This window comes from Streptococcus equinus ATCC 9812 (genome assembly GCF_000187265.1).
Taxonomy (GTDB): Bacteria; Bacillota; Bacilli; order Lactobacillales; family Streptococcaceae; genus Streptococcus; species Streptococcus equinus.
Window position 1 is genome coordinate 636,849 of record NZ_GL698429.1, and the last position, 19,115, is coordinate 655,963.

Annotated in this window: 16 protein-coding genes and 1 pseudogene; all 17 read right to left on the bottom strand. The window is 37.8% G+C overall.

All coding sequences use genetic code 11. The features are described from left to right. Positions 1 to 42: 42 nt before the first annotated feature. The 17 genes and pseudogenes from HMPREF0819_RS03040 to HMPREF0819_RS03115 all read right to left on the bottom strand — a co-directional run bounded on the left by HMPREF0819_RS03040 (position 43) and on the right by HMPREF0819_RS03115 (position 19,095). Positions 43 to 1,911 (bottom strand): ABC-F family ATP-binding cassette domain-containing protein, encoded by a 1,869-nt coding sequence (locus tag HMPREF0819_RS03040; protein WP_004232133.1) that lies wholly within the window; start codon positions 1,909 to 1,911, stop codon positions 43 to 45. Next, a complete protein-coding gene (locus HMPREF0819_RS03045) occupies positions 1,908 to 3,113 on the bottom strand; it encodes a CCA tRNA nucleotidyltransferase (protein ID WP_004232136.1) in 1,206 nt (401 codons plus the stop codon). The genes HMPREF0819_RS03040 and HMPREF0819_RS03045 overlap by 4 nt, the downstream gene beginning before the upstream one ends. Continuing rightward, a complete protein-coding gene (gene dapB / locus HMPREF0819_RS03050; RefSeq protein WP_004232139.1) occupies positions 3,110 to 3,877 on the bottom strand; it encodes a 4-hydroxy-tetrahydrodipicolinate reductase in 768 nt (255 codons plus the stop codon). The genes HMPREF0819_RS03045 and dapB overlap by 4 nt, the downstream gene beginning before the upstream one ends. Positions 3,878 to 3,896: 19 nt before the next feature. Then, positions 3,897 to 4,745, bottom strand: a complete 849-nt coding sequence (locus HMPREF0819_RS03055) for a DegV family protein (RefSeq protein WP_004232141.1) — start codon at positions 4,743 to 4,745, stop codon at positions 3,897 to 3,899. Further along, positions 4,745 to 5,125 carry a DUF1149 family protein gene (locus tag HMPREF0819_RS03060; protein WP_021142489.1) on the bottom strand — a complete coding sequence of 127 codons (381 nt, stop codon included), beginning with the start codon at positions 5,123 to 5,125 and terminating at the stop codon, positions 4,745 to 4,747. Before HMPREF0819_RS03060 ends, HMPREF0819_RS03055 begins: the two co-directional genes overlap by 1 nt. A gap of 115 nt (positions 5,126 to 5,240) precedes the next feature. After that, a complete protein-coding gene (locus tag HMPREF0819_RS03065) occupies positions 5,241 to 5,900 on the bottom strand; it encodes a glucosaminidase domain-containing protein (RefSeq protein WP_004232147.1) in 660 nt (219 codons plus the stop codon). Positions 5,901 to 6,016: 116 nt separating this feature from the next. After that, on the bottom strand, positions 6,017 to 7,777 hold the full coding sequence (locus HMPREF0819_RS03070) for a 1-deoxy-D-xylulose-5-phosphate synthase (RefSeq protein WP_044023292.1): 1,761 nt from the start codon (positions 7,775 to 7,777) through the stop codon (positions 6,017 to 6,019). An 83-nt stretch (positions 7,778 to 7,860) separates the two neighbouring features. Then, a complete protein-coding gene (locus HMPREF0819_RS03075) occupies positions 7,861 to 8,337 on the bottom strand; it encodes an NAD(P)H-binding protein (protein ID WP_004232150.1) in 477 nt (158 codons plus the stop codon). Positions 8,338 to 8,381: 44 nt separating this feature from the next. Further along, positions 8,382 to 9,203 (bottom strand): annotated as a pseudogene (locus tag HMPREF0819_RS03080) (aldo/keto reductase); the annotation flags it as partial. A 15-nt stretch (positions 9,204 to 9,218) separates the two neighbouring features. After that, entirely contained in the window at positions 9,219 to 9,368 is a 150-nt protein-coding gene (locus HMPREF0819_RS09550; RefSeq protein ID WP_004232155.1) for a hypothetical protein, read from the bottom strand. A 90-nt stretch (positions 9,369 to 9,458) separates the two neighbouring features. Next, positions 9,459 to 11,315 (bottom strand): bifunctional homocysteine S-methyltransferase/methylenetetrahydrofolate reductase, encoded by a 1,857-nt coding sequence (locus tag HMPREF0819_RS03085; RefSeq protein WP_004232158.1) that lies wholly within the window; start codon positions 11,313 to 11,315, stop codon positions 9,459 to 9,461. A gap of 13 nt (positions 11,316 to 11,328) precedes the next feature. Next, the gene (gene metE, locus HMPREF0819_RS03090) at positions 11,329 to 13,563 is read right to left on the bottom strand and encodes a 5-methyltetrahydropteroyltriglutamate--homocysteine S-methyltransferase (protein WP_004232161.1); all 2,235 of its coding nucleotides are present in this window, start codon (positions 13,561 to 13,563) and stop codon (positions 11,329 to 11,331) included. Positions 13,564 to 13,820: 257 nt separating this feature from the next. Next, positions 13,821 to 15,749: a PTS fructose transporter subunit IIABC gene (locus tag HMPREF0819_RS03095; RefSeq protein ID WP_004232163.1), complete on the bottom strand. Its 1,929-nt coding sequence runs from the start codon at positions 15,747 to 15,749 to the stop codon at positions 13,821 to 13,823. Then, on the bottom strand, positions 15,746 to 16,657 hold the full coding sequence (pfkB, locus tag HMPREF0819_RS03100) for a 1-phosphofructokinase (RefSeq protein WP_004232166.1): 912 nt from the start codon (positions 16,655 to 16,657) through the stop codon (positions 15,746 to 15,748). Before pfkB ends, HMPREF0819_RS03095 begins: the two co-directional genes overlap by 4 nt. Continuing rightward, positions 16,654 to 17,403, bottom strand: coding sequence for a DeoR/GlpR family DNA-binding transcription regulator (locus HMPREF0819_RS03105; RefSeq protein ID WP_115255267.1), 750 nt, complete (start codon positions 17,401 to 17,403; stop codon positions 16,654 to 16,656). Before HMPREF0819_RS03105 ends, pfkB begins: the two co-directional genes overlap by 4 nt. A gap of 177 nt (positions 17,404 to 17,580) precedes the next feature. Next, the gene (locus HMPREF0819_RS03110; protein WP_004232172.1) at positions 17,581 to 18,582 is read right to left on the bottom strand and encodes an NAD(P)/FAD-dependent oxidoreductase; all 1,002 of its coding nucleotides are present in this window, start codon (positions 18,580 to 18,582) and stop codon (positions 17,581 to 17,583) included. Beyond that, positions 18,583 to 19,095 carry a GrpB family protein gene (locus HMPREF0819_RS03115; protein ID WP_044023293.1) on the bottom strand — a complete coding sequence of 171 codons (513 nt, stop codon included), beginning with the start codon at positions 19,093 to 19,095 and terminating at the stop codon, positions 18,583 to 18,585. Positions 19,096 to 19,115 lie beyond the last annotated feature (20 nt).

Genomic DNA, 19,115 nt, shown 5'->3' on the forward strand with positions numbered 1-19,115 from the left:
TCTTTCCTTTCTATATTTTGTGTATGAAAGAAGTGACCCCGCCTACTCGGCTAAGTCACTTAGGTATTCATATCTTTCGTATTTTTCAAGTAAGTTTTTATTAGCTTCATCTAATGAACGTTGAAGCTCTGCCAATTTACCATAATTGCTGGCATTTTCTTGCATTTGAGCTTCGATAGATTCGCTGTCTTCTTCAAGTTTGGCAATTTCATCTTCGATGACTTCCCATTCTTGTTTTTCAAAATAAGACATGCGTTTCTTTTTCGTTTTTTCTTTTTCGGTCTTTTGTTGAGTTTCTTTCTTAACTTGTTCTGCTGCATTTTCTTCAAATGCTTTTTCGTCAAGATAATCCGTGTAATTTCCGAAAAATTCTCTGACATGACCATTTTCAAAGGCCAAAATTTTATTAGCTACCTTATCAAGGAAATAGCGGTCGTGACTAACTGTGATAACTGGCCCTTGGAAAGTTTGTAAAAAGCTTTCAAGAACAGTTAAAGTCGCAATGTCAAGGTCGTTTGTCGGTTCGTCGAGCAAAAGAACATTTGGTTTTTCAATCAAAATTTTCAAGAGATAAAGACGTTTCTTCTCACCACCAGAAAGTTTTGAAATCAAAGTTCCATGCGTTGAACGCGGGAACAAGAATTGTTCAAGTAAATCTGTGACGCTTGTTGAACCTACACTTGTCTTAACCTCATCTGCCACTTCTTGAAGATAATTGATAACACGTTTGTTCTCGTCCATATCTTTTGGCAATTGTGAGAAATAACCAATGCGGACAGTCTCACCAATTTCAAGTTTACCTGAACTTGGCTTCAAATCACCATTAATCAAATTAAGAAGGGTTGATTTTCCAACTCCATTATCTCCAACAATCCCAATTCTGTCTTTATTTTGCACCAATAAATTGAAATCTGTTAAGATTTGTTTATCAGGAAAAGCAAATGAAACATCTTCAAAATTGATAACTTTTTTCCCGATACGGCTTGTTTCAAAGTTAATTTCAAGCTCTGCCGACTGAGTCGTACCAGACAAGTCAGCTTTTAAATCATTAAATCGATTAATACGTGCTTGTTGTTTTGTCGCACGAGCTTGTGGTTGCGTACGCATCCAAGCCAGCTCTTGCTTGTAAAGTTGTTTTTTCTTGTGAAGCGTTGCTGCATCACGTTCATCTTGTTCTGCACGCAAACGAACGTAATCCTGATAATTTCCTTGATATTCTGTCAATTGACTATTTGCCAATTCAAAAATACGTGTTGCCACATTATCCAAGAAATATCGGTCGTGAGTGATGAAAAGAACTGTCTTTTTAGAAGTTTTCAAGTAATTTGTTAACCAAGCAATGGTATCAATATCCAAGTGGTTTGTCGGTTCGTCAAGCAATAACAAGTCAGCATCATTTAGCAAGACTTGTGCTAATTGCACGCGACGACGAAGACCACCAGACAAATCACCAACTTTTTGTGACAAATCTTCAAGACCAAGTTTTGTCAAAACTGTCTTCACTTCACTCTCAATCGCCCAAGCATCAAGTGAGTCCATCTCAGCCATGATTTTTTCAAGCTTATCTTGACTAGCTTCATCATAATTTGCCATCAAGGTTTCATAAGTCTTAATCAAAGTCATTTCGCGTAAATCAGATGACAAAACAGTGTCCAAAATAGTTTTCTCATCGTCAAACTCAGGTTCTTGGGTTAGATAAGCAATCTTATAACCATTCTTGGCAGAAAATGGTGACACATCACCGTCAAAACCAAGTCGACCTGAAATAACATCGAGAAGTGTTGTTTTACCGGTCCCATTAACACCAATAATCCCGATACGATCAAAATCATGAATAATAAAGGAAATATCACGAAAGACGGTTTTATCCCCAACAGATTTTGTTAAATGTTCTACGATAAAATCGCTCATTTATTTTCCTTTCTAATGAATTCAAAAATTGCCTCTTTGTCGTTTGCTAATTCTCCAAGGACAATTTGTTTTTCGATTTCTTTTAAGATTTTACCAAGTTCTGGTCCTGGTTTGTACTGCATTTCTTTGATTAAAATGCCTCCATTGACCACAATTTCATGCTTATCATGAATCGTCAATTCTTTATCTAATCGATCAATAATGTCAAAATCAACTGGCAAACCAAAACCTAAGCGAAGATCTTCAGCTTGCTCAATCAAGTTTCTACCATAGCTATACATTTCCATCTTGTCAAGTTCACTGGTCATGCGGAAACGATAAATTGATACGATTTTTTCAACATCCTTTTGGAATTGACTTGACGTTTTCCAAGCACGCAAGAATGCTCGAACATCCTTAATCTCTAAAGCTAATAGCAAAGCTGCCCAAGCTTGTTCAGACGATTTAAAGTGATAATCACAAGATAAATCATCCAACAATTGCTGCAAATTATCATGTGCATTTTCAAGATAAGGAAGATATTTTTGAGCATCACTTGCAATCATGGCTGTAATCCCTTTACGCCAGAAAGGTGCCATCAAAAGTTTGTCAAACTCAATAAAAGAGCGCTCTACCGAAATTTTTTCAAGTAAGGGCGCATGTGCTGCCATAGCAGCAAAAGTTTCAGGTTCAATGTCAAAGTCAAGACTCGCAGAAAAACGGAAACCACGCATAATACGAAGAGCATCTTCATTAAAACGCTCTGCAGGATTTCCTACTGCGCGCAAGAGTTTCGCTTTCAAGTCGTCTAAACCATTGAATTTATCAATAATCAAACCTGTTTCATCAAGAGCAAAAGCATTCACCGTAAAATCACGGCGTTTCAAATCTTCTTCAAGTGATCGAACAAATGATACGCTGCTTGGTCTACGATAATCCACGTAAACATCTTCAGTACGGAAAGTCGTAATTTCATACTCTCCACCCTCTTCTAACACGAGAACTGTTCCGTGTTCAATACCGATATCAACCGTACGATGAAAAATACTTTTTGTCTCTTCTGGATAAGAGCTTGTCGCAATATCAACATCGTGAATTGGGCGGTGCAATAACACATCACGTACACTACCGCCAACAAAGTAAGCTTCATAGCCTGCTTCACGAATTTTCTTTAAAATTGGTAAAGCCTTCTGAAATTCAGAAGGCAAATTATTTAATTTCATAGTAATTTTTCCAAACCATAAACAAGTTTATCTTGTTTCACAACTGCTTTAATTCCAATATTTACGCCACTCATAAATGAAATACGATCATATGAATCATGACGAAGTGTCAATCCTTCACCTTGTGCTCCAAAAATAACTTCTTGGTGAGCAACCAAACCAGGTAAACGAACACTGTGAATACGCATGCCATCAAAATCAGCACCACGCGCACCTTTTAGTGTTTCAACTTCATCAGCTGCACCTTGTTTTTTAGGCTGACGCACTTCACGGATCAATTCAGCAGTCTTAACAGCTGTTCCTGAAGGAGCATCTTTCTTCTTATCATGATGTAGTTCAATAATCTCAACATCTGGGAAGTATTTAGCAGCTTTAGCGGCAAATTCCATGAGTAAAATAGCACCGATAGCAAAGTTTGGAGCGATTAGTCCACCAGTTTTCTTTTCTTCAGAAAGAGCAATAAGCTCTGCAATTTCTTCTTCAGAAAATCCAGTTGTTCCAACAACAGGAGCAAAACCATTCTCCAAGGCAAAACGAGTATTTTCATAAGCGACAGATGGCATCGTAAAATCAACCCACACGTCAGCATCAAAGCCAACTAGTTGTGATTTGTCAGTAAAAACTGGGACACCATCAACTTCTGTTTCAGTCGCAAATGGATCAAGTAAGCCCGCTAATGTTAGGTCTTTATCTTCCTTAACCATATTAACGGCTGCTGAACCCATTCTCCCTTTAAAACCTGCTACGATAACTTTAATACTCATGTCTTTTCCTCTCTAACACTTAGACAATTGGTGTGAAACCAAATGCAACTGCGCCTTCCCCTAAATGAGTAGCAATTACGCCATCAAATGATACAATTTCAAGATTATCAGTCTGACCTTTATCTGCCAAAGCTTGATAGAAGTGTTGTGCTTTTTCTTCAGCACGAGAATGGATAATAAAGACTTCGTAATCTCCATTAACTGTCACTTCTGAAAGAACATCAACGAGACGTTTAATAGCTTTTTTCTCTGTTCGAACTTTTTCGTAAACTTCAATAACACCTTCGTCGTTAAAGTAAAGAATTGGTTTAATGCTAAGCAAGTTACCAATCAAAGCTGAACCATTTGACAAACGACCACCTTTTACCAAGTGATTCAAATCATCCACCATGATAAAGGCACTTGTTCCATCGATTTGTTTTTGCAATTTTGCTAAAATCTCGTCGAATGAAACACCTGCTTCAGCCCAGTTCAAAGTATTGCGAACCATGCTACCTAGTGGTGCTGAAGTGATTTTGCTATCTGGAAATGCAATCGTCAATTCAGGGTAGTCTTCAATCAAGAATTGGATATTTTGCCAGAATCCTGAAATACCAGATGACAAGAACAAACCAACAACATGTGTGTAGCCTTCAGAAGAAATTTTTGTTAAGATTTCATCTAATTTTGCTAGACTTGGTTGACTTGTTTTTGGAAGAACTGGTGATGCTGCCATCTTTTTGTAAAAGTCATCTAAACTTAGGTTTTTACCTTCTACATAAGAAACACCATCAATCATAATAGGGATTTCAAGGACAAAAAGATTCTCTTTTGCCTTGATGTCATCTGACAAAACTGCGGTTGTATCTGTTATAACTGCTAATTTCATTAATTTCTAAACTCCAATTTAACCCCTGGACGATCGAGGGCAATTTCGGTTACTTCGTATGTTAGGCGTTGCACGATATCTAGTAAAGGTGCAGCCAAATATTCAACTTCGTCCTTAGTGAATTCGCTTGGTTCGTTAACAATACGATTTTGAATGTGAACCATTTGTGAGACAACACCGCTGATAACAAACTCTTGTTTCACGACCATAAACTGCAAAACAGAAACAATTGTTGTTTGATTGTTGTCTGTGTCTTTTTTCACTAATTGAAATGTTACTTCAAAATTAGTCTTCGGTGTACCATTTTCTTTTTCCCATTCGAGATTTCTTGCATCATAATGGTATTGGTTGACAAATTCTTTTTCACGTACTAATTCCATACTAATCTCCTCTTTGTACATCACTTTTCATTATAGCATAAATAACTTGTATTTTGCACGCTTTTCTTTGAAGTTTGAAACAATATCGAACAACTTTTTCAAAAGAAAGAAACGCTCACCAACTATCATAAATTGTCAAGTCATATTCTAAAATAATTTGATTTAATTTGCTGCCATAAGACGTGTCTGTAGCATAAGTTCCTGTCAATGCTGCCGTAGCATCTTGATAAGTTGTTGTATTTGATTTTCGAACTCCAGCATAAATATCTTTTTGTAAGAACTGTGCATAATCTTGTAACGATTCATCTTGGCTACCGTAAGAACGGAATTGAGCATCAATCGTATAAGCATCTCCACTGCCATCATCTTCCCAAGTTTGCATAGTCGTCGATTGCCCGTTGTAATCACCTTTAATTCCAAAATAATTATAATAAGGCGGTTGACTAAGTGCAGACTGACCACTATTTGACTCAAGAATAGCTTGCGCAATCATGACCGAAGCGTACAAATCATTTTGAGCAGCAATTTGGCGCGCTGTTTCACCAATTTCCTGAATAAATGAAATCGTTGTCGTATCTTGAGATGACTGGCTTGTATCCGCAGAAGCTGAATAAGCACCGTCTTGCGAAGAAATAGCATAGAACATCAAGGTCGAACAAGACAAAAAAGCCAGAAAAACCATTCCATACAAAACTGATTTTGACAGTTTTTTAGAAGTTCGATTTCTCCTAACTTTTCTTCTTCCTTTTATTTTTCTTACCTTTGCCAAATGCACACAATCCTTTCAAAATATCAATTTCCAGTATACCAGATTTTCATTAAAAATGAGTTAATCAATTGTTAAGTTAAGAAAAAAGTCAGCGTCTAACGGCACTGACTTTTCTATTTTTATTAATCTACATTTTTCAAAATGTTGTTAACGATATTTTCTACAGAAATACCATTTTCAGCTAACAATTCTTGAGCATTGTAACGGTCATGGAAAGCTTTTTCCACTCCGTAGTTTTGAACCTTAAGATCATGGTCACCAAGATAGCTTGCAACCATTTGACCGTAACCACCTTCAAGTACGCCATCTTCAAGCGTTACAACAAGCTGGTGCTCAACTGCCAAGCTATCAAGCAATTCTTCATCCAATCCTGTAATGAATTTCGGATTAACAATTGTCGCTGTGAGACCATGTTTGTCAGAAAGTTCTTTAGCCACTTCCTCTGCTAAAGCGTAGAAGTTACCAAGTCCAAAGATAGCAACTTTGCTACCTTTTTGAGTTACTTGGTTTTTATTAAGAATTGAGTAATCTGTGTTATCAGCAACACCTGTCTCACGAAGCGGACCAACGGGAATGCGGATAGCAACTGGATGTTCATTTTGTTCAACTGCCCAATCAAGCATAGCCAAGTGTTCTTCTTTACTTGTTGGTGCCAAATAAACAACGTTTGGAATGTGTGCCAAGAATGGAATATCAAAGAAACCAAGGTGACTTTCGTCATTCATTGCATTAACAGATGCTGAGTAAACAAGTGTTGTAACCGGAAGATTGTTCAGCGCGATGTCATGAGACCATTGGTCATATGTACGTTGCATAAATGGCGCTGCAACATACCAAATTGGTTTGGCACCATTTTTAGCAAGTCCAGCTGACATTGTAGCAGCTTCTTCTTCAGCGATACCGACATCAACAAATTGTTTCCCGGCTTCTTTACGTTGATTTTGATTCAACATAAACATTGGTGTTCCTGCATTAACAGCAACAACTGTCGGATCATTCTTAATTTTATTCAAGACAAAATCTGTAGTGATGCTATTGTATGTTTCACCAGCATTTCCACCTCGAAGATACTCACCTGTTTTTGGATTGTAAGGTCCACCTGCATGAAATGCTTCACGATTTTCTTCCATGAATGTCACGCCATGACCTTTTTGTGTATGAATATGTAACAAAACTGGATGATTAGTATCTTTGATCTCTTCAAACAAAGCGATCAAAGCATCGAGGCCATTACCCGCATCAAGGTAGTGATAATCAAATCCAAGAGCTTCGAAAAGATTATTTTCAGCTTGACCATTACTTTCACGCAGGTCACGAAGGGCTGTGTAAATACCACCAGTTGGGTTAACAGCAATTGATTGGTCGTTATCGTTAACAATGACAATTGTATTTGTGCCTTCTGTTGCGATTTGGTTCAAACCTTCGTACGCCATACCACCTGAGAGTGAACCATCCCCAATGACTGCAACCACGTTGTATGATTCATCTTTTAAATCACGCGCTTTTGCAACACCTGATGCAAGAGACAAAGAAGTTGATGTGTGACCTACTGTAAAGAGGTCGTGTTCGCTTTCTTTAGGATTTGTGTAACCAGATACATCATCGTAATGTGCTGAGTCAAGAAAAGCTTTGGCACGCCCAGTTAACATTTTATGAACGTATGATTGGTGTGATACGTCAAAAATGAATTTATCTACTGGTGAATTAAAGACATAGTGCATAGCAACTGTCATTTCAACCATGCCAAAGTTTGGTCCGTTGTGCCCACCATGTTGACTTGTTTTTTCAAGAAGCGCTTGTCGTGCTTCATCAACAACACGGTGCAAATCTTCACGAGATAATTGTTTTAAATCTTGTGGTGATGAAATTGTTTCAAGTACCATATCGTCTCCTTTGAGTTTTTTCTTTTCAAGTATGATTATCATACACCTTGGAGTCCACTCCAAGTCAAGCTATTTTTTTGATTTTAATCAAAGATTTTTTCAATAGGTGTGTCACCTAGATTAATGGCAATCACACGTTTAACTGTCGAAGATTTGTCGACAACTTCTGCCAAAACACTTGCAGTATCTTCGATTGAAATAACCGTAAAACCTTTATCTCCCAGTTCAACACAACCTTGACCAGCTTCTTCTAATAAACCACCAGGCTGAATAATAGTGTAATCCAAGTCAGACTGATTTATCAAGTAATTGTCGGCAAAAAATTTAGCAACGTAGTAATCTTTAAGATTCTCAGGCCATTTTTCTGGTGTTAACGAAAAGAGGGCACTGAGCATAACAAAACGTGTTACGCCAACTTTTTTAGCTGCTTGCATTAATTTAACAGCACCGCAGGCATCCGTTTGAAGTAAGTCCTTACCACGAGAACCTGCTGTAAAAATAATGGCATCAACACCTTTTAGTAAAGCATCAAGTTCATCCTCTGAAGCATGTAAATCCATTGTCTAACGAATCAGTTTCCAGCACAAAGCCAGAAACTTTTGTCTTATAAGGCACCTACAATTTTATGTGGTAAATATTTTTCATCCAAATAAGCCATATCATCTTCAGTTAATGTCACATCAAAAGCGCCCATAAAATCATCTAGGTATTTTTCTTTTGTGACACCGACAATTGGTGAGTTAATTCCTTTTTGCCATAGCCAAGCAAGTGCAACTTGAGCGCGAGTCACACCATATTTTTCTGCGACTTCTGCCACACGCGCAACAATTGCTTTATCTTGCTCTTCAGTGCTATCGTATTTCATTTTTGCTGTTTCATCCGTTTTACTGCGAGCAGTATCAGCATCCCAATCTCTAACCACACGACCTGCAGCTAAAGGACTATATGGCGCTAAACCTACACCTGAATCTTTACAAAAAGGAATCATTTCACGTTCATCTTCACGATAAAGCATGTTGTAATGATTTTGCATGGCTGAAAATTTCGTCCAACCATTTTTCTCAGCCACATATTGTGCCTTTTGAAAATGCCAAGTATACATTGCTGACGCACCAAGATAATGCACCTTGCCAGAACGCACCAAATCATTTAGGGCAGACATGGTTTCTTCAATCGGCGTATTGTAATCCCAACGGTGAATGTAAAGAACATCGATATAATCAGTTCCCAAGCGTTTAAGACTAGCTTCCACTTGATTAAAAATCGCTTTTCTAGATAAACCAGTTGTATTTCTTCCATCGTGCCGACCATCACCAAAGAAAACCTTAGTCGCGATAATCACCTCATCACGGTCTGCAAAATCACAAAGGGCACGCCCAAGATATTCTTCGCTAGTTCCTTTCCCGTAAACATTAGCTGTATAAAAAAATTGACACCCAAATCAAGGGCTTTTTTTAATAATAACGCGTGATTTTTCTTCATCTAAGAGCCAACCAGAATGAAAACCAAGGCTAGCATCCCCAAAACTCATGCAACCAAGGCACAATTTTGACACTTCAAGACCTGTATTTCCCAATTTTGTGTATTCCATAAGGGACCTCCACTTATTTTTTAAACGGTTTCATTTTACACCTTAGAGCCCACTCCAAGTCAAGAAAAAAATGGACTTAATTGTCCATTTTTATGATATTTTTTGTTTTTTCTCTTCCACCTTTTGGTGAATGTAATTAACTAGCTCGACAGTTAAATCATATCGCATGAAGGGCGTGATGAGATAGATTCCATTAAAGCACTCTAAAGCACTATCAATTAAAGCCTTGCTTTCTTGCAATGCTAATTCTTGACACTTATTCTTATCGTCTTTTACCGCTTCTATTTTTTCTAAAAAGTCATCTGACAACTGAATCCCTGGAACCTCATTATGTAGAAAAATTGCGTTATTGTAGCTCGTAATTGGCATTATTCCAATAAAAAACGGTGCTTCATAATCTCTTGTTAGCTCTGCTAAATTTTCAATAATCTCTTTGTTAAATATGGGCTGCGTAATAAAACAATCAGCTCCTGCAGCAATTTTTTTATCTATCAAACGACTGCAACGTGATAAATTTTTAACATTTGGATTAAATGCTGCAGCTGCTGTAAAAGATGTTTCTTTTTTTATGCTAGCGCCACTGTATCCTTTTCCCTTATTGAGCTGTTGAATCAGCTCTAATAACTTAAAACTTGTAGCATCATATACGCTGGTTGCTCCCGGAAAATCTCCTATTTTAGATGGATCCCCTGTAATTGCTAGAACTTGATGAAATCCTAAAACATCCATTCCCAAAAGACGTGATTGAAGACCTATCATATTGTGATCACGACATGATAAATGTAGTAAAAATGGTGTTGAAATCTCATTTTTCAAAAGTGAGGCAATACTGACATTGCAAATTCTTGTCTTAGCAAGAGAATTATCTGCCAATGTTATAGCTGAGACACCTGCGTCATCTAGAGCTTTAACACCTTCTGTAAACTTTTCAATATCTAATGTTTTTGGCGGATCAATTTCTGCAATTACGGTCACTTGACGTTTTACCTTGTCGACAATAGTCTCAGACTGCTTGACTGCCTTAATCAGCTCAGCCTCTTCAACCATTGGTGTCACAAATTTTCGCGAAACTGGTTTCAAACCTTTGATAGCACGCTTGACAGCTCGAATATGATCTGGTGTCGTACCGCAACATCCACCAATCAAACGAGCCCCTTCAGCCACTAAAAGCTCTGCACTTTTTCCAAAATAATCCGCATTTTGACTAAAGCCATATTGCCCACTACCATTGTCATCAACAAATGATAATAAACTAGCATTTGGATAAACCGATAAATAAGACTGGGCAAAAAGCGGAACTTGTTTTAGAGATTGGATCATGTGATAAGGTCCCAAATGACAATTTAATCCAACAACATCCGCTCCCAACATGACTAATTTGCCAAAAATTTCTACTAAAGGCTTACCATTTTCTGTAATTCCCGCTTCGTGAAGAGCAATGTTAGTGATAATTGGTAAATCCGTCAATGGCCTGACTGCTTTTAAAACCGCGATAATTTCTTCTTCATCATAATAAGTTTCAAAAAGTAATCCATCAATCTGATTAGTTTCAAGTAAGCAGTTCACCTGTTCAAGCGTTTCTTGGATAATTTCATCAAGTGATAACTCACACTGTTTTAGACCACGAAGAGCACCAACCGTTCCCAAAACAAAGAAATCTTTCCCAGCAGCTTGTCTTGCAATTCTGACTCCAGCTTGATTAATCTCCTTGACTTTATCTTCATAGCCATATCCCTTAAGTCGGTGTCGTTTTGCTGCATATGTGTTAGTCTGGATAACATCAGCCCCTGCTTCGATATAAGCTTTATGAATGGCAGATACCTTTTCAGGATGAATCAAATTATAGGCTTCATAGCAATTGTCAAGACCATTGGCGTAAAGAAGCGTTCCCATAGCACCGTCAGCTACCAGAATATCTGTTTTTAAACGTTCTAATAATCGTGACATAGCTTAACCTTCCTTATTTTCTGTATTTTGCTCGAACTTCCTTTGTTGCTTCCACTAAAACTTTAAGCGCTGCAACTGTTTCTGGTTCACGACGTGTTTTTAATCCACAGTCAGGATTAACCCAGAATTGTTCGACAGACAATTGACGAAGAGGACGTTCGATATTTGCAATAACTTCTTCTTTTGTCGGAACACGAGGCGAGTGAATATCGTAAACACCAAGACCGATTCCAAGCGGATAAACCGCAGTTTCAAATGCCTGAATAACATCTCCATGACTACGACTTGCTTCAATTGAAATAACATCAGCATCCAAATCTCGAATCGAGTCAATAATTTCATTAAATTTTGAATAACACATATGTGTGTGAATTTGCGTTTCATCTTTAACCGACGAAGTAGCAATACGAAAAGCATGCACAGCATCGTCAAGATATGCCTGTTGTTTAGCTTTTCGAAGTGGCAAGCCCTCACGAAGTGCTGCCTCATCTACTTGGATAATAGCAATACCCGCATCTTCTAGCAATTTGATTTCGTCTTTGATGGCAAGACCAATTTGATTAAATAAATCAGCACGTGAAATATCAGAACGCTCAAACGACCAATTCGTAATCGTGATTGGACCTGTTAGCATGCCTTTAACCGGACGATCAGTTAACCTTTGTGCATAAACCACTTCTTTCACTGATAATGGTTGAATGTGTTTCACATCACCATAAATAATCGGCGGTTTAACAGCACGAGAACCATACGATTGAACCCAACCAAGTTTTGTTGTGGTGAATCCAGCCAATTTTTGACCGAAGAATTCCACCATATCCACACGTTCAAATTCACCGTGCACCAAAACATCAAGATCTAAATCCTCTTGAATTTTAATCCAACGAGCAATTTCGGATTTGATAAAATCTTCGTATTCTGTATCAGAAATATCCCCACGCTTCCAAGCCAAACGTGTTCTTCTAACCTCTGGTGATTGTGGAAATGAGCCAATAGTTGTAGTCGGAAGAGTTGGTAAACCAAGTTTAGCTTCTTGTACTTTACGACGAACTTTATAGTTTACACGCTGAGTTGGCACATTATCTAAGTTTTCAAGGGTAACATTTCGAAAATCAGCTGCTTGTAAAGCATCAAAGTTAGCAAGATGCTGTTTGTAACTATCTGACTCTTCCCCATCTAAATGCTGAGCTAAAAGAACTAGCTCTTCTAATTTTTCATCAGCAAAAGCAAGACCATTTTTCAATACTAACTCTAGCTCATTCTCATTTTTTGTCGTCACCGGAACATGAAGTAGGGAACAAGACGGTTGAATCACAAGATTACCAACCTTATCTTGGAGCTTTTTCAGTAATTCGGATGTTTTTGCAAAATCATTTGCCCAAATATTTCGCCCATCAACTACGCCAGCAAAAACTTCTTTATTCTCAAAAAGACCATTTTCGACAGCTTGCAAATTTTCATCAAACCCATGAACAAAGTCAAGTCCAAAAGCAGCTACAGGAAGTTCAGACAATGTTTCAGCGTCAATCAATGCTTCAAAATACGTTTGGAAAATAATTTTCACCTCTGGCACTTCCTTTGCAAAATAAGAATATACATATTTTGCAGCCTCTAAAAGTCCAGCACCCTCATCCGTCACAAAAATTGGTTCATCAACTTGAATATAAGTTGCACCCGCTGCAGCTAATTCTTTAAAAACTTGCTTATAAAGTGGTAAAAGTTTTTTCACTGCTGATGTAAAATCACTGACTTCAGATGAAAGTGCAACATAAGTAATAGGACCTGTAATTACCGGTTTTGCCTTGTCACCCACAACTTCTTTTGCCTCAATGTATAAGTCAAGCAAGCGTGTATTTGTCAAATACGGCTTCACTTTTGACCATTCAGGTACAATGTAGTGATAATTTGTATTGAACCATTTTTTCATTGAAGAAGCCACATTGTCCTTGGTTCCACGAGCAATCGCAAAAAACAAATCCAGATTGACGTCTTCTTTTGAAAAACGATTTGGAATAACACCAAATTGAACAGATAAATCCAAAATATGGTCATAAAGTGAAAAATCACCTACTGGAATCAAATCAAGCCCTGCCTCAACTTGCTTTTTCAAAAATGACAGACGCAAGGTCTGAGCTTGTGCTTCTAACTCAGCTTGAGAAATATTTCCAGACCAATACGATTCAATCAGTTTTTTCCACTCACGATTCTCACCTAAACGCGGATAACCCAAATTCGAAACCTTAATCATAGTTACCTCCTATAACCTCATTAGTTTAAAACTATATGGATCAAAATTTTATAATTTAGATTTTAACTGATAACCCCTTATTTTTCAACGACTCTAGCCATTCTATCTTTTTATGATTTGTTATAGTTATCAGCTATGTAGTTAGATGTTATTATAGTTACAAACTATAACAGTGGTGCTTAAACAACAAAAAAAGAACCCCCGAAGGGATTCTCTAGTGTGTTAGATTAATAAAATTTTATATTAGTTGTTTTTAATTATTTAGCTTTGCGAAGAGCACCAAATAGGATACCCGCGATGATTGCTCCGATGATAACAAAGACAAGGTAAAGGATTGGAGCGCTTGTCAATGCGATAACGAAGATACCGCCGTGTGGAGCCATAAGTTTGATACCAAATGCACCAACAAGAGCTCCAGCTACAGCTGAACCAACCATGAAGCTTGGGATAGCACGAGCAGGGTCAGCAGCACCAAATGGAATAGCACCTTCAGTAATGAATGAAAGACCCATGATAATGTTAGTCAAACCTGAGTTGCGTTCTTCTTCAGTGAATTTATTTTTGAAAAGAAGAGTTGCAACAAATACTGCAAGTGGAGGAACCATACCACCAGCCATAACTGATGCCATAGCAACTGAACCACCTGAGGCTACAGATGCAGCAAGTGTACCTGTACCAAATACGTAAGCAGCTTTGTTAAATGGTCCACCCATATCGATAGCCATCATTCCACCAAGGATAGCACCTAGAAGAACAGCTGATGCACCTTGAAGACCTCCAAGGAAGTTGTTCAAACCAGTGTTGATTGCTGCCATTGGGATATTAACAAATAGCATTGCAAAACCTGTCAAGAATACACCAAGTAATGGGTAAAGCAAGATAGATTTAATACCTTCAAGTGAACGTGGAAGACCAGCACATGCTTTTTTAACAAGGTTTACAAGCCAACCAGCAAGGAAACCACCAACAAGAGCACCAAGGAATCCTGAAGGAGTTCCTTCAAGGTTACCCCATGCTGCACCACTTGAAGCAATAGCACCAGCTACGAAACCAGCTACAAGACCTGGTTTTTCAGCAATTGAATAAGCAATGTAGCCTGCTAAAATTGGAAGCATGAATCCAAATGCTGCGTTACCAATTGTTTTGAAGTAAGCAGCTGCTTGGTGATATGTACCCAAGTTAGAAAGTTGATCTTTTGGCACACCCAAAATGTTATCAATCAAGAATGCAAGTGCAATCATGATACCACCACCGATAACGAATGGCAACATTTGAGAAACACCACTCATCAAGTGTTTGTAGAATGCAGCACCAAGGCTAAGTTTTTCACTTGATTCTTTTTCTTCGGTAGAAGAACCCGCTGCAGCTTTGTAAGTGTCAGCTTTACCATCAAGGATGATATTAATTAATTCTTCAGTTTTCTTGATACCGTCAGCAACTGGACGAGATACCAATTGTTTGCCGTCGAAACGAGCCATTTCAACAGCTTTATCAGCAGCAACGATAACACCTTTAGCGCGAGCAATTTCATCTGCTGTCAAGCGGTTACCAACACCTGATGCACCATTTGTTTCAACACGAACTGTTACACCCATTTCTTCACCTTGTTTGATGAGGGCTTCTTCTGCCATGTAAGTGTGTGCGATACCAGTTGTACATGCTGTTACAGCAACGATAAGTGGTTTATCGTCTGAAACTGGAGCAGCTTTGACTTCTTCTTTTGCTTTGTTATCTTCTTCTGCAGCGTTAAATGTTGCAATAACTTCATCAGCAGTAGTTACTTTACGCAATTGATCTGCAAAACCGTCTTTCAAAAGGTATTTTGAAAGTTCAGCAAGGGCTGCCAAGTGAGTATCATTTGCTCCATCTGGTGCAGCGATCATGAAGAATAGGTATGTTGGTTGTCCATCCAAGGCTTCATAGTCAACACCAGCAGTAGATTTTGCAAAAAGAACTGTTGCTTCTTTCACAGCAGCATTTTTGCTGTGTGGCATAGCGATACCATCACCTAAACCAGTTGATGTTTGAGCTTCACGGTTCATGATACCTTGTTTAAAAGTATCAAAATCGGTTACAACACCATTTTCAACAAGGCTTGTAATCATTTCATCGATAGCAGCTTCTTTTGAAGTTGCTTTCAAATCAAGAATCATGACTTCTTTTTTAAGCAAGTCTTGAATTTTCATAGTTTTTCTACCTCTACTTTTTGATATGTTTCTTTGATGAATTCAGCTGTTGCTAAGTCATCTGAGAATGTAGTTGCTGTTCCACAAGCGACACCCCATTTAAGAGCTTCAACAGGGTCACCAGATTTAACGTATTCTCCAGTGAAACCAGCTACCATTGAGTCACCAGCACCTACAGAGTTTTTAACTGTACCTTTAATTGGTTTTGCGAAGTATGCTGCTTCTGGAGTTACAAGCAATGCGCCATCTCCAGCCATTGAAATAATAACGTTTTTAGCACCTTTAGCAAGAATTTCACGAGCGTATTTTTCAATATCAGCTAGACCATTCAATTCTACACCAAAGATATCAGCCAATTCGTGATTATTTGGTTTTACTAAAAGCGGTTGGTAGTTTAGTGAGTCAAGTAGAGTTTGTCCCTCAAAGTCACACACTACTTCAGCACCAGCTTTTTTAGCAATTGGAATCAAAGTGTTGTAAACTTGGTTCCCAAGGCTGCTTGGAGCTGAACCCGCAAAAACAACAGTATCTTCGCTAGACAAGCCAGCAAGAATTGATTTCAATTCTTCTAATTTTTCATCTGAAATTTTTGGACCAGCACCATTAATTTCAGTTTCTTCACCAGCTTTGATTTTAACGTTAATACGTGTATCTTCAGAAACTTCAACAAAGTCTGTTTTAATACCTTCAGCTACTAAGCTATCAGCAACAAAACGTCCAGTGAAACCACCGATAAAACCAGTTGCAGTATTATCGATATCCAATCGTTGTAAGATACGACTAACGTTAATTCCTTTACCACCAGCAAACTTATCATCGCTAGACATACGGTTAACACTGTCAAGTACTAAGTTATCCAAGCGAACGATAAAGTCGATTGATGGATTCAGAGTTACTGTGTAAATCATACTTCAATTACCCTCGTATTTTCTTTTATTTTTTTCATCAGTGCTCCGCTAGATTGATTGGTAATGATTGTAACATTTTCAATCTTTTCAACCTTTGCAAAAGAAATACGACCAATCTTTGATGAGTCAGTGACTACATAAGTCTTTCTGGCATTCTCGATAACTGTCCTTTTAATAACTGCTTCCTCTACGTCAGGTGTTGTTAGGAATTTTTCATCAATTCCATTAATACCTAAGAAAGCTTTATCAAAACTCAACTGTCGAATTTGATCGTAAGCTGCTACTCCGATACTTGCATCAGTTGATTTTTTTACATGACCACCAATAATGATGGTCTTGACGTTTTTATCAACCAACTTAGCAGCGTGGTGAATTGAATTCGTTACAACCGTTAAATTATCCTGATTTAAATAGCCTAATAATAATTCGTTGGTTGTTCCTGCATCCACAAAAATAACTTCATCATTTAAAATCATTTCTGCTGCTTTTTGAGCAACTAGCTTTTTTTCTTGAATGTTTTTGATAGATTTTTGCTGATTGGTAAATTCCTCTTGGAGCGAGTGAGGAAGTTCAGCCCCACCATGAACTCGGTGAAGTTTTCGCTCACTTTCAAGCTCGTCTAAATCCCTGCGAACAGTGGATTCAGAGGTATCTAGCAGGCTAACTAAGTCATCCAGCCGAACAAATTTATCATGAGACAATTTCTGCATGATTAATTGTTTTCGTTTAGACTTTAGAATCCTCATCACCTCCATTGAAATCGTTTACAGATAGAATTATACTATATTTCCAATCAATGTCAAGCACTTTCTCTCAAATTCTATCATTTTTCTGCAAAAACGTCAATTTCAGAAAGTGAATTTTTGATTTCAGAAAAAACCTTGTAAAACAAGTGGAATTCACTGTCTTACAAGGCTTTTTTATTATTCATTAATTAATGATGTTGAGTGAACAACTCGGTTATCACGATCAGGGAAAATGTATTTAATAGCTTGGTTAATAGCTGTTGGTGCTTCACCAAAACCAGTTGCAATCAAATCAACTTTTCCTTCATAATCAGCTGCATCACCGATTGCATAGACACCTGGTTGACTTGTTTCAAACAATGGTGAAACTGTAATACTTGAACGTTTGTAATCAACATTCCAGTTTTTAAGGTTTTTATTTGAAGTTGAAAAACCAAAGCTTACAATCAATGCATCAAGCGGTAACTCTACTGTCTCATCTGATTTCACCTTTTGAACTGTTAAGCTCTTAGCAAATTGGCCATCACCTGAGAGTTCGTATGGTATATAAGGTGTCAAAATATTGACATTTGAATTTTTCAACACTTCAACACTGTGTTCATGAGCTCGGAAAGCATCACGACGGTGTACGATTGTGACACTTTTAGCCAAACCATCCAAGTGGTTTGCCCAGTCAACTGCTGAGTCTCCTCCACCACAAATAACAACATTTTTACCAGCGAATTGGTCAAGTTTGTGAACGTTGTAGAAAAGGTTATTATCTGCGTATAATTCTTCGCCTTCTAGACCAAGTGTACGAGGAGCAAACGCGCCATTACCACAAGCAATCACAATCGCACGTGAAAAATGTTGTCCTTTATTTGTGTCGATAGTGAAGATGTCACCATCTTTTTCAAAAGTTTTAACTTCCTCTTTAAGGCAAATAGCTGTGTTATCTTTAAAACGATCCAATTGTTTAATAAGATTTTCAGTCAAATCTGCTGCTGTGATTCCTGGGAAACCAGCAACGTCGTAAACCATTTTTTCAGGATAAAGAACTGCAGGTTGGCCACCAAGTTCAGATAAACTTTCAATGATTTTTACTGAAACTCCACGCAAACCAGCATAAAATGCTGCAAACAGACCAACAGGTCCACCACCAATGATAGTAATGTCATAGATTTCACGATTTTCTGACATTTAAATTTCCATCTCCTTATATATTTGTTCAATAATAGTTGATTTATAGGCTATATAGCTATCGATATCTTTGGGAAATAGCTGCGCTGCTTTCACTTTTACTTCGCCATAAGCCTGAACAGCTTCTGGATGACAGCGTAAATAATCTCGAAAAGGAAGATGACGTTTTAACTCACACGAACTTTCAGGGCAGACATAGAGATGATGAAGTTGCAAGTGCTCTTTGCCAGAATAAGCAAAAGCCTCTCTTCCTTCTATCCCTAAATTTCCTTCATGAACATAACCAATTTTTGCTAAACGATCAATCACTTCCGTCAAATCTGTATCATCTGAAATAACAAGATCAATATCAATAATTGGCTTTGCCGAAAGTCCTTGAACGGAAGTACTACCGACATGTTCAATTCGAAGAACTAGCTTCCCTGCAGCTTCTTGTAACTCTTTTGAGATTTGCTCAAAATCGTCTTTCCAACTTTCTTGGTAAGAAAGTACCACAACTTCTTTTGTTCGCATAAAACCTCCACAAAAATAAA